Source organism: Protofrankia symbiont of Coriaria ruscifolia, from assembly GCF_900634745.1.
GTDB lineage: Bacteria > Actinomycetota > Actinomycetes > Frankiales > Frankiaceae > Protofrankia > Protofrankia californiensis.
In genome coordinates this window covers 1-12,209 of record NZ_CAAAFR010000145.1, presented here as the reverse complement: position 1 = coordinate 12,209, position 12,209 = coordinate 1, and the positions used below count along the sequence as shown (strand labels likewise).

The following is a 12,209-nucleotide window of genomic DNA, read 5'->3' as shown; positions in this document are numbered from 1 at the left end:
CGGTGGTGATGACATCGTTGGTGCCGATGCGGCGGATGCTGTGGTTGCCGGTGTCGGTGATGTACAGGTTGCCGCCGGCGTCCACCATGACGCCGGTCGGTTTCGTCAGCTGGGCTGCGGTGGCTGGTCCGTTGTCGCCGGAGTAGCCGGCCGCCCCGGTGCCGGCGACGGTGGTGACGGTTCCGGCGACGTTGATGCGGCGGATGCGGTTGTTGTCGGTGTCGGCAATGTACAGGTTGCCGGCCCTGTCCCGGGCCACGTCCGTGGGAGTGGCGAAGTGGGCCTGGGCGGCGGGTCCGTTGTCGCCGGAGAAACCGTATGTACCGGTGCCCGCGACGGTGGTGATGACGCCGTCGGTGCCGATGCGGCGGATGCGGTTGTTGCCGGTGTCGGCGAAGTAGACAGCGCCGGTGTTGTCCACCATCGGATCGTCCGGCTTGCTCAGTTGGGCCGCGGTGGCTGGCCCGTTGTCGCCGGAGAAGCCGGCAACACCGGTGCCGGCAGCCGTTATGATCATGATTGGTCGCGACGATCGGCTGATCAGCAAAGCGATGACCACGACGATGACCGCCCAGACGGCTACGCCGGCGGCGACGACCCGTCGACGCCGCCGGCGGCGGGCGCCGTCCGCCGGTTTCGGGGCGATCGGCTCGGGCACGAGCGCACGCCGTGCGGTCACTTCGCCGTCCTGGTCGATGTGCCGGTCAATGTGCTGGTCCGCCCGCTGGTCAATGTGCCGGTCGACCCGCCGGTCAGTGGTGCGACCGATGTCCGGTATCGGTGCCGGTGTCCGCCCCGGAGCCTGCCGGCCGGCCGGTGGGGGCGGCGCCGTCCGGCCCGGCGGCGCCGCAACGGCCTGTCCGCCGGCGAGTCCGGACACCCTTCCCGCTCCCGCCGGGTACCGTGCGGCCTCGCGGACGTCGTCGGCGACGTGCAGGCTGATCTCGCAGCGGCTGGTCCAGCGCGGGCCGTACGCGCGGGCCGCGGCGCGGGCGAGGTCGAGGGCGAAGGCCCGGGCTGTGGGATGCCGCAGCGCCGGATCCCGGTCAAGGACGCGCATGAGGATCTTCGCCACGGATTCGGGAACGCCCGCCGGGGGCAGCGTGGGGAGGTCGACCTTCTGGCGGATCAGCGCCATCAGGGGCAGTTCCGGGTTGAACGGCGGAGCGTCGGCGAGCATTTCGTAAAGGACGATTCCCAGCGCGTACAGGTCGGTGGCCGGGCTGAGGCGACCGCCGTCGAGCTGTTCGGGTGCCATGTATCTCGGCGTACCGACGATCGTGTTGGCGGTGACCGTGGTGGCGTCGAAGATTTTCGCAATGCTGAAGTCGGTGACCTTCAGCAGGCCGTTGCCCGAGAACAGCACGTTGTCGGGCTTGATGTCGCGGTGCAGCACGCTCTTGCTGTGGGCGCAGTCCAGTGCCTCGGCGATGGCCAGCCCCGCGGCGCAGGCATCCTCGGCGGACAGCGTCCGGTGCCGGCGGGTCAGGGTTCCTCCGGAGAGCAGTTCCATGATGAGAAGGCACAGGCCGTCGTGCTCGACATAGTCATAGATCCGGACGATGTGCGGGTGGTCGAGCCCGGCCAGCAGACGGGCCTCGGTCGTGAAGGCGGTGGGGACGTCGGGGTCCGTCATCCCGGGAAGGATCTTGATTGCCACGTCTCGGCCGAGGCCCTGGTGATGTCCGGCGAGGACCAGACCATGCCCGCCGCTTCCGAGCTCTTCACCCAACGTGTAGCTGGGCAGCGCCGCGGCCACGCGAGAAAGATCGACTAATGGCACGGATCCACCTCGTGGTGGCCGGGGGACTCCGGCCTCCGTCGTCGCGAAAAACATGGTCGCACCGCCTTCGACCTGCTGACCCCCGTCGCGAGTATCCGCAAGCCCAGCCCCGCTCCGGCTCCCAGGAACGCCAGTGCGGGCAGGACATAACGGTGATCGAAGCCGGCCGTCAACGGCGGTACGGCCAGCAACGTCAGACCGGCGGCGGTGATCAGCGAAAGCGGCGTACGCAGATGGGCACGGTAGCGACTCGCCGTTGCGATTCCCAGGACGGCGCCGAACAGCAGCAGGCCCAGTACCGGCCCGGGGACGGCCACCTGACGCTGGTAAACCTCCAACCAGGTGGCGAACGGCTGGTGCAGGCGGTGTGTGCCGCCGCCGTGTTCGTAGGCGCGGACGTCCTCGGGACTGCTGCCACCGGGAATGAAGGTCCGATCGGGGACCGGGTCGGGTGGGACGTGAAACATGAAGGGACGCACCATGCCCGCATTCGGGTAGTCGGTCAGCCGCGGCCCGAACGTCCGGGAGAAGTCCCGTAGCACGATACCGGCGTAGTCCAGCGGCTGCGTCACGACGGCCCGCCGGGCGAACCTTCCGGCCAGCGATTCCTTCGCCGGGCTGAAAACGGCACCGGGAATACCGTGTAACGGCGTGTCGGTGTGCCAGATGTAGTTCGACGGCGGCTGGCGCGCGTCGAGCTGTTCTCGCGGGCAGAGAACCGCCAGGTCGGCCGGCGGGTGCGTCCGGGCACAGTCCACGAACGAGGTCGTCCGGGAATAGAGGAAGACTCCGTCGCTTCCGACGATGCCGACCTGCCCGTGCACCGTCTGGAACCAGACGCCGTAGCAGCCCAGCGGTATGAGCAGGGTCAGGCAGAAGGCGAGTACGGGTCGCCACCCGGGACGGCGGGCCAGCAGCCAGAGGCCCGCCACCACCGCCAGTGGAAGGCCGACCGTGCGGGTCAGGGCCGCCCCTGCCAGCAGCCCGCCCGCGGCCAGGGCGGCGATCGTGGGCGGCCGGCGCCACCACAGCAGGGTCACGACAGCTGCCACCGCCAGGACGGTGAACAGCGTCTCGGCCATCACCATGTGTTCGACCTGGATCTGATATCCGTCGAAGAGCTGCGGGACGGTGGCGAGGGCGGCAAGCCAGCCGGGCATGTCGTACCGGCGGAGCAGCACGTAGATCATGACGGCGACGGCCAGGCCCAGAAGATGCTGGACGACGACGACGAGCCGGAAACTGTGGAACGGTTCCAGCGCCATCAGGAAGAAGCTGTAGCCCGATGGCCGGACCACGTACGGCTGCGGTCGTAATGCCACACCGAGGTATTCGAAGCTGTCGTTGAACCACAGGGCGGGCACGTAGCCGATGACCGCCGTAAGACGTACGACGGCCGCCGCCGCCAACATCGCGGTGAACACCGGATGCCGGGAGGCCAGGCGAACCCCTCCGGAACACCAGGCCGCGCCGGAGGCGTACCAGCGGGCGTGCCCTCCCCGGGAGCACCGCCTCCGGATGCTGCGCACCGAGCCCTGCGCGTTCCCGGCCGGGCCGATACACGTCATCCGCTGTGGGCAGGAAGCCGCGGGCCCTGCCAGGAATTACCCGGACGCGGCCCGTTGCTTGCACGGCGATTCCCGAACACGTCCTGGAACACGTCATGGACGGCGATTCCCGGACGCCTTCCAGGGCCTGTCTGGTGGATATTGGCCGATCCGCGCGATTGAAGATCCACCAGGCAGGCCCCTAGAACCAGCCGCGGCGGGCGCCCAGACGCTGGAGCTGTTCGTGCAGCAGGCCGGCGAGATGGTGGCGGTCGGTGTCGTGGTGGCCGACCCGCAAGCGGCTGAGCGCGTCCCCACCGGAGCGCAGCAGTCCGCCGCGCCGGTCGGCCTCCAACACCACGTCCATGCCGGACGGGTCGACCAGGAACGTCACTTCCAGTTCCTTGATACGGCGGGCGTACTCTCCGCCCGGATGCAGCTCGATCTCCTGGTAGAAGGGGAGGTCCGAGCCGGACAGCCGGCCCTTTTCCACGTCCGCGGAGTGGAACCGGAAACCGAGGTCGCCGAGCGCGGCGAGTACCGCCTCCTGGACGGGCAGCGGGTGCACGTTCACCGGGTCGAGGTCGCCGGGGTCGACCGCTCCCGGAATGTCCACTGTGGTCTTCACGCCGATCTTCATGCCGTGCAGGTGCCAGCCGCCCACGTCGGTGATCGGGGTCTGCCAGGGGACCGGCAGCTCGAACCGTCCGCCGGTTTCCTGGTTGGCGGCGACGGTGAACTTCCCGCCGATGCTGCGGGTACCGAAGCTGACGTTCTCGTACCAGGTGGAGTCGTCGGTCTCGACCTCGACGGTGGCCTCGAGCGCGACCCGCACCTCGTTGATCTCCTGGTCGACCTTGCCACCCCTGACGGTCACGGTCCCGGTGACCAGCCCGCCGGGAAGGACCTCGGAGCGGTCCAGGACTGTTTCGACGTCGGCGTTGCCCACTCCCAGCCGCGCCATCATCCGCTTCATGCCCACGCGCCTTGCCCACCCCTCATGCCCGTCATACCTGTCGTCGTGTCTGTCGTCACGTCTGCCGTCGTGCCCGGCGTCGCGATGCCGGCACCGCACATCCGGATCGATGCCGAACATCGCTGCGGGTTCTTACGCTCTCACACGAGGATTACCGCGACCCGCGGCCGTCCGAGTCATACCGCGGACAGCCACGGGTGGGCGCAGCGCCGCGGAGGGGCTCACCGGCCGCCCCTGGCCGAGTACGCCCAGCGTGGAGACCGTGGGACAGGTGACAAACGTGCCGGCAGGTCCTGCGGATCTGCGTCCACGGCGGGCGGACGGCAGGCCTCGACAGCCCTGCCGGCGAGGACATGCGGGAGCCTGCGCGCCGCAGGTAAACCGCTCACCGCCACCATGCGGACATGGCCGCGGACGTGACCCCGAGGGTCCATGCGGCACTTGTCGGACATCGCATGCATCGAGACGATACGATTCGTTCTTGTGACCTGCATCGTCGGTCTTGAGCATGACGGCAGCGTGATCATTGGTGGTGACAGTGCCGGGGTGGCCGGCTACTCCATCACGGTCCGCGCTGACACCAAGGTGTTCCGTAACGGCGAGTTCATCATGGGCTTCACCTCGTCGTTCCGGATGGGACAGCTCCTGAGGTACAGCCTGGTCCCGCCCGCCCCCCAGACATGGGACGTCGACCGGTTCATGGCCACCGACTTCATCTCCGCGGTGCGTGACTGCCTGCGCGAGGGAGGCTACACACGCACCGAGTCGGGATCAGAGGCCGGCGGGGTGTTCCTGGCCGGTATCCGCGGTCGGTTGTACCGCATCGACTCCGACTTCCAGATCGGGCGCAGCATCGACCTGTACGACGCGGTCGGCTGCGGCGAGGAGTTCGCGCTGGGATCCCTGCACGGCAGTGCGCATCTCGACCCGCAGGACCGGGTGCAGCTCGCGCTGGAAGCCGCCGCGCACCACTCCTCGGTGGTGTGCCCGCCGTTCCACGTCATATCCGCCCCGGATCCCGACTGACCGCGACCCCGGTCGGCGGTGACCTCCGTCGGCCGTAACCCCGGTCGGCCGTCCGGGCGGACCGGAGCGCCGTCTGCCGACCGCAGCCGTCTGCCGACCGGCGGTCAGCGCCGGCGCAACCCTCCGCGCAGGATGGCGGCGGCTCTCGCCCGTCCGCCGACGGTCGGTTCGAAGGCGTCGGAGGCGGTCTTCAGCGCGCCGTACTCCTCGTCGGTCAGCTCGATGTCGGCGGCGGCGACGTTGCTCTCCAACTGGGCGACGCTGGAGGCCCCGGGGATCGCCACCACGTTCGGATGCCGGATCACCCATGCCAGCGCGATCTGCGCCGGGCTTGCGTCGTGTGCCGCGGCGACGTCGCGCAGGACGTTGAGCACCGGCCGCGCCGCGTCCAGGTTGCTCGGGAGGAACAGTGGATGCGATGTGCGTATCCACGAGGTCGGACGGCGTTCCCGGGTGTACCGGCCGGACAGCACGCCCATCGCCAGGGGGCTGTAAGCGATGATCAGCCGGTCGTTCTTCACCGCGTGGGGCACCAGGTCCCTTTCGGCCCGCGGCTGTAGCAGGCTGAACTCCACCTGGTTGGACAGTACCGCAGCACCGAGCGCTTCCTCGGCCGCCTGCCAGCGCTCCAGCGAGTAGTTGCTGACGCCGACCGCGTCGACGAGGCCGACCCGCTGCAGCGCGGCCATGCCCCGCATGGTGGTGGTGTCACGCAGCAGGGGATGGGGCTGGTGCACCTGATAGAGGTCGATCTGCCGGACGCCGAGCCGGTTGGCGCTGGCCACCGCGCGCTGCTCGACGACCGGTGCGACCGGCAGCGCCGGGAACAACTTCGTGGCGACGAAGGACGTCTCGAGCGCGCCGGCTTCCCTGAGCGCGGAGCCGAGAATCCGCTCGCTGCGCCCGAAGCCGTACACCTCAGCCGTGTCGAAGAGCGTCACACCGAGTTCGAGCGCGCGCCGGACGATCGTCGGCGCCTCACTGGCGGCATAAACCGCGCCGTAGCCCCACTCCCGGGAGCCGAACTGCCAGGTCCCCAGCCCGATTACGGAGATCTTCTTCTTTGTTGTTACTCCATCGACATACCGCATGACTCCAGTGAACGCCGTCGAGAGCCGGCGCGCGACCTGGTTACGCCGAGGCGCGGTCGTCCGCCGCTTGGGTGCCCGTGCTGCCTGTGCTGCCCGTGCCGTCCCCGTGGCACCTGCCGGCCCAGTGCCCGTGGTGCCGCCGGCCGAGTACCCGCGGTGTCCGCTGGCTGACAGCACCGCGAGCGTTATGGGCCGTCGAACCGGTCCCGGCTGGGCTGCTAGTTTTCTAGACGCCTCCGGCGAAGCGAGAACCCATGCAGTCCGGTTTCGTGCGGGTCCGCGTCCGTCCCGGGCGTCCGACGTCGGGGCAGATCGACGTGACGGGTGAAGGGCGAAGGGGAGTGCGGTGGTCCAACAGTTCAACCGGGGGCAGAAGAGCCAGCTGTCCGCGGTCACCCCGGGCACCGACCTCTACGTAGGGATTGCCCTGACCGCCCCCGGCCTCGCCTGGGACGTCTCCTGTTTCGGTCTGGACGCGGACGACAAGCTGTCCGACGATCGCTACTTCGTCTTCTTCAACCAGCCGAAGTCACCCGAGGGATCGGTCCAGCTCCTGGGCGAACAGGCCGGTGACACCCAGTCATTCCGAGTGACGTTGGATAAGGTACCGGCAAGCATCCACAAGCTGTCGTTCTGCGCGGCAATCGACGGTGCGGGAGCGGCGTCGCAGATCTCCGCCGGCTATTTCCGGATCGTCGTCGGCGGTACCGAGGTCCTGCGCTACGGGTTCACCGGCGCGGACTTCACCAGCGAACGCGCCGTCATCATCGGTGATCTCTACCGCAAGGGTGTCTGGAGGGTTGCCGCCGTCGGGCAGGGCTTCGCCGGCGGGCTTGCGGGGCTGATCCGCTCCTTCGGCGGCGAGGTGGAGGACACATCATCCCCACCGCAGCCCGCGCCGGCCGCGCCCAGCGGGTTCGGCCCGCCGGCAGGCGCCACCCGGACCCAGGCGCCGCCCCCACCCGCGGCGCCGTCGGCGTCCGGATTCGGGGCGCCTGCCGCGGGCTACGCCAAACCGACGCCTGCGCAGGCTCCGCCGCCCGTTCCGCCGGCACCACCACCGGCACCGCTCCATGCCCAGCCGGTCGCATCCCCGCCGGCACAGCCGGGCTACAGCCACCCGCAACCGGTGCAGCCGGGTTACGGACAGCCGCAGCCGGGTTACGGGCAGCCGCAGCCCGGCTATGCGCAGCCCGCCGCCGGGTACGGCCAGCCCGGTGGCGCCGGAGCCGTCCCGCCTCCGCAGGCACCTGGACACGGCCAGCAGGTACCCGGCGGATTCGGGCCGACCGAGATCCTGCCGTCCCAGATCCAACCGGCGGTGCCGGGCGCAATGAACAGCCTGAGCCCCTACCGGGAGGTCCCCGCGGCCGGTCGCTGGACACAGCAGAACGGCAAGCTGGTCAGGGTCACTCTCGGTCAGGGGCCGGACGTCCTTGCCCTGCGCGGGTCGATGGTCGCCTACCAGGGCGACGTCGACTTCGACTACAAAAGTTCCGGCCTGCGCGGGTTGCTCGAGAACAAGCTCACCGGTCAGGGCCTCAAACTCATGACGTGTAAGGGCCGCGGCGAGGTCTTCCTCGCCCAGGATGCCGGCGACCTGCACATCGTCGAGCTCAACGGCCAGTCGCTGTGCATCAACGCGAAGAACATCCTGGCGTTTGACAGCTCCCTGCACACCGAGATCAAACGTATCGAGAGCCCCGGCATCCCGGGAGGTGGTTTCTTCCACTTCGAGGTGTCCGGTCAGGGGACGATCGTGGTGATGACCAAGGGAACCCCGATGATGTTGAACGTTGCCGGACCGACGTTCGCCGACATGAACGCGCTGGTCGCCTGGACGTCCGGAATGCGGGTGAGCGTGTCGACCCAGGTGCGCATATCCCGGCAGATCTACTCCGGCAGCAGCGGCGAATCCCTGGCACTGCAGTTCATGGGTTTCCAGGGCCATTTCGTGGTCGTCCAACCGTACGAGGTCTAGGCGGCCGAAGAGTGCACGATCATGCTTTTTATCGTGTACTCGGAGACCCCGGGATAGCAGGAAGGAGGCGGCCGTGTACGGAACGTTGATGGATCATTTCGGGCAGACGCAGATCATGGACCGGATGAGCAAGCACGGTTCCAAGATCGTCAAAGTGGTCATGCAACCCGGGCAGGACCTGTTCGCCCGGACCGGGTCCATGATCGCCTATGAGGGTCTGATCGACTTCAATCCGCAGCCCCCGCAGCTCGGTCGGATCGCCTCCTCGTGGGCGACCGGTGAGGGCGTACCGCTGATGACCGCGGTCGGCCAGGGCCTGCTCTACCTGGCCGACTACGGCAAGGAGGTCATCGTCGCCCAGCTGGCCGGCGAGGGCCTGTCCATCAACGGCAAGAACATCCTCGCGTTCGACGCCAACCTGCAGTGGGGGATCGAACGCGTCCGCGGGGTCAACATGCTTTCCGGCATGGGCATGTTCAACGTGGTCGTCCGCGGTCACGGCTGGGTCGCGATGACCGCGAAGGGCAACCCGGTCGTGCTGGACACGCGGGAGGCGCAGACGTTCGTCGACACCGATGCGCTCGTTGCCTACACCGACGGTCTGCACGTCCAGCCCCGGCGGACCGCCCGGCTCGGCGGACTGATCGGCCGCGGTTCCGGCGAGGCGTTCCAACTCGGCTTCTCCGGTCAGGGTTTCGTCGTGGTCCAGCCGAGTGAGGACGAGCGGCCGACCTTCTCGGTGCGTGGGTGACTGCGCTGCATGTTGACGTGCGCTGCATGTTGATGTGGGACTGCACGTGACGTGGGCTGCGTGTGATGTGGGCTGCGTGTGATGTGGCGTTCGGCTGACTGCGCGGCATGCGTGGGTGAGAGGATTCGACGATGAGCCACGGTGGATTCGGCGGCCCGCCCGCGGGCGGTTACCCACCCGGTGGTTACCCCGGTGGCGGAGGTCCCGGTGGATACCCACCCCCTCCCGGCCAGCCCGGCGGCTACCCGCCGGCCGGCGGGCAACCGCCGGGGTACCCACCGCCTGGATATCCGCCGGCCGGGGGAGCGCCGGGGGGTTATCCAGGGGGGACACCGGGTGCCCCGCCCGGCCCGTCTGCTCCGCCCGGCCCGCCCGCGGGTGCGGCGGGCGGGATCCGCAGCAGCCTGCTCGGCAATCCCGAGGTGCAGGCGCGGGAACGCTTCACCCTGCAGAACGGCAAGATGCTCAAGGCGACCCTCGGAGCCGAGGGTATGCGGGAGTTCTACGCCCGCAAGGGCGCCATGGTCGCCTACCAGGGCGGGGCCACCTTCGACGCCCACTGGGAGGGCTGGGGCCGCCAGTTCCGGTCGCTGTTCCAGGGCGGCGAGGGCCTGAACCTGATGAAGGTTTCCGGCGGTGGCACGGTCTTCCTCGCCTACCAGGCGCAGGACGTCCACATTCTCGACCTGGCCGGTGACGGGCTGACGGTGGACGGTAAGAACGTGCTCGCCTTCGACGCCGGCCTGCACTGGGACGTCGTCCGCATCGACTCCCAGGTGTCGATCGCCGGTGCCGGCAGCTACCAGGTGGAGCTGTCCGGGAACGGCAAGGCCGCGGTCGTGACGTCGGGCGCTCCGCTGGTCATGCACGTGACCCCGCAGAACTACTACTTCGCGGACGCGGACGCGGTGGTGGGCTGGTCGTCGAGCCTGCAGGTGTCGATGCAGGCGGCGGTCACCTCGTCCTCGGTGTGGAGGCCGCGTGGCAACACCGGGGAGAGCTGGCAGATGCAGTTCTCCGGGGACGGTTATGTCATCGTCCAGCCCTGCGAGCTGCTACCGCCCTACAATGCCCTCGCCGGCGCCGGGCTCGCTGAACGTTTCGGGCTCGGCGAAGCCGGTTTCGCCGGCAACCAGCCGCAGGGTCACCACGGTGGTCCAGGGCACGGCGGTGACGGACACGGCGGCGGTCCACCCGGTGGGCTTGGTGGAGCCCTCGGTGGGCTGTTCGGCAACCAGGGGCACGGCCGCGGCGGCCTGTTTGGCGGCCGCTAGCCGGCCAAAGGCGGTGCGATCATGCTTTTCGCGCCGCCGGAGGCCCAGGCCCGCGGACCACTGAGCCGGCTTCCTCCGTGCGGCGGGCTTCGAACCGTCCGTCGATGCGGGCCGTCCGCAGCGTCGATCAGGTAGTCGCACGCTCTTTTTCGATCACGAAAGTGAGTGTGGAAACGACTGCTGTCACGACCGTCCGCTCCTTCACTTTCATGATTCGACGATGTTCGATCATGGATGCCCGGTCGACTTCGATATGGGTCTGCGCTGCTTGACCGACGCCCCAGGGCCGGGGCTGAAATCCCCGGTCCACTGCGTGAGGTACAACCCGAACGGGTCCGGACCCGTCATACTGGGCGTGGGGCATCTACCTTCTGGACGTGTAGCTTCCGGACGCGGTGACCGCGGCTTCGTGTCCCGGTCCGTTGGCAGCCGCGCGCGGCCGGGGCTGCGCGTAGCCGGGCGGGCACCGGCGCAGGTGGGGGTCCGCGTGAGTAGCCGGCGGCGCGCGTCCGGCTGGTGGTTGCGGCTTCGAGCGAATCCGTGGCTGGGGGCCGGCGCCGGGGCCGTCGGAGCCGTACTGATCGTCGTCTCCCTGTATCTGCATGCCGTCGGGGGTGGGCAGACCACCGAGGCAGGCAGCCGGACGTCGGTTCTCACAGCCGTTACTCCGGTGCCCTCTGCCCTGCTGTCCGCTGCCCCGGTGACCGCCGGTGTCGTGCGCCCCACCCCGACCGTCAGGCCACCCGACCTCGCATCCCCCGGAGTTGTGCCGCCCGGAACCACCGACGGCGGGCCGGTTTCCGACGGCGGACTGCCGTCCGGTGGCGGACCGGCGTCCGGTGGTGGCTCCGGGTCACGTCCCGTCCCGCACCTGCCCCAGGTGATCCAGCCCCACATCACCCCGCCGACAGCAGTAGCCACGACCACCGTCACGACACGACCGTCGCCCGCGCGGACTGATCAGCCCGTCCAGCCGCAGCCCGTCCAGCCGCAGCCCGTCCACACCGAGTCACCGCCACCTACTGTTGTGCCGTTGGTTACGCCAACACCGTCAACCGGCGTGCCCGTGCCCACGCCGGCGGCTGACTCCTGATAGGGATGGAGTCCGGGCAGGCATGTCGGCGCTGCCTGGGTAAGCGGGCGGGCTGTTCGTCCAGCATGTGCCTTCATGGCCGGCGACTCGCCCCGATCCTGATGACCGGCGGGCCAAAGGCGGCGCGATCATGATCTTTCCGCGCCGCCGGAGGTCGTAGGTACTACAAGGGCGGGATGCAGGGTGATGAGCGTCGGAACCACGTCCTCGCTGTCGTTCCGCTGCGCCGAGTGGACGCGGGAGCAGGGCGTCGACCCGATCGGGTCCGCCCTGGTGTGCGACACCTTCGTACTCGTCGAAACGCCGCCGCCGTGGCCACGGGATGTCAGTGACATACCGGCCTTCGCGGAGGTGATGCGGAGCCGGCCGCACCGGGTCCGGCTGCTCGCCGTCCTGCCGGCCGGGGACTCTGCCGGCGACCCGCCTGAAAACTCGACCGGCAGGACGCCTGGCGGCTCACCTGGCAGCCCGATCGGCAAGGCCGCCGGGATCCCGGCGGCGGAGTCGGTGGGGACCCCCACCGCTGGTCGGAATCGGCGATCCGGCGTCCGGGTCACGGTCTGGCGCCGCCGGAACTCCAACGATTTCCAGGGCACCGACCACGTTGTCTCCCAGGATCGTCTTGCTGAGGGGATCCTCCGGCTTCTCGGCCTTGACCTCGACCCCGGCCCCGGCCCCGGCCTCGAC

General features: G+C 69.2%; 9 protein-coding genes and 1 pseudogene. 6 read left to right on the top strand and 4 right to left on the bottom strand.

Annotated features, from left to right (window positions below):
- The 3 genes from CV1CTNOD_RS15965 to CV1CTNOD_RS15955 form a co-directional block, all read right to left on the bottom strand.
- A partial coding sequence (locus CV1CTNOD_RS15965; protein ID WP_165485551.1) for a serine/threonine-protein kinase occupies positions 1-1,783 on the bottom strand: 1,783 nt, incomplete at its 3' end.
- Positions 1,774-3,351 (bottom strand): hypothetical protein, encoded by a 1,578-nt coding sequence (locus CV1CTNOD_RS15960; protein ID WP_207386482.1) that lies wholly within the window; start codon positions 3,349-3,351, stop codon positions 1,774-1,776. The genes CV1CTNOD_RS15960 and CV1CTNOD_RS15965, both read right to left, overlap by 10 nt.
- Positions 3,352-3,532: 181 nt before the next feature.
- The gene (locus CV1CTNOD_RS15955; RefSeq protein ID WP_131786857.1) at positions 3,533-4,312 is read right to left on the bottom strand and encodes a sporulation protein; all 780 of its coding nucleotides are present in this window, start codon (positions 4,310-4,312) and stop codon (positions 3,533-3,535) included.
- Positions 4,313-4,789: 477 nt separating this feature from the next.
- Here CV1CTNOD_RS15955 and CV1CTNOD_RS15950 point away from each other — a divergent pair, with 477 nt between their 5' ends.
- Positions 4,790-5,332, top strand: coding sequence for a hypothetical protein (locus CV1CTNOD_RS15950; protein WP_131786856.1), 543 nt, complete (start codon positions 4,790-4,792; stop codon positions 5,330-5,332).
- A 104-nt stretch (positions 5,333-5,436) separates the two neighbouring features.
- Here CV1CTNOD_RS15950 and CV1CTNOD_RS15945 read toward each other — a convergent pair whose 3' ends face one another.
- A complete protein-coding gene (locus CV1CTNOD_RS15945) occupies positions 5,437-6,423 on the bottom strand; it encodes an aldo/keto reductase (RefSeq protein WP_131786859.1) in 987 nt (328 codons plus the stop codon).
- Positions 6,424-6,769: 346 nt separating this feature from the next.
- Between CV1CTNOD_RS15945 and CV1CTNOD_RS15940 the strand changes: the two genes are divergently transcribed.
- From CV1CTNOD_RS15940 to CV1CTNOD_RS15920, 5 genes and pseudogenes are all read left to right on the top strand, one after another.
- Complete coding sequence (locus tag CV1CTNOD_RS15940; protein ID WP_131786855.1) at positions 6,770-8,404, top strand: TerD family protein; 1,635 nt, start codon at positions 6,770-6,772, stop codon at positions 8,402-8,404.
- A gap of 73 nt (positions 8,405-8,477) precedes the next feature.
- Complete coding sequence (locus CV1CTNOD_RS15935; protein WP_131786854.1) at positions 8,478-9,155, top strand: AIM24 family protein; 678 nt, start codon at positions 8,478-8,480, stop codon at positions 9,153-9,155.
- A 131-nt stretch (positions 9,156-9,286) separates the two neighbouring features.
- Positions 9,287-10,429 carry an AIM24 family protein gene (locus CV1CTNOD_RS15930; protein WP_131786853.1) on the top strand — a complete coding sequence of 381 codons (1,143 nt, stop codon included), beginning with the start codon at positions 9,287-9,289 and terminating at the stop codon, positions 10,427-10,429.
- A 409-nt stretch (positions 10,430-10,838) separates the two neighbouring features.
- Positions 10,839-11,522: a hypothetical protein gene (locus tag CV1CTNOD_RS15925; protein WP_131786852.1), complete on the top strand. Its 684-nt coding sequence runs from the start codon at positions 10,839-10,841 to the stop codon at positions 11,520-11,522.
- A gap of 186 nt (positions 11,523-11,708) precedes the next feature.
- A pseudogene (locus CV1CTNOD_RS15920) lies at positions 11,709-12,209 on the top strand (sucrase ferredoxin); the annotation flags it as partial.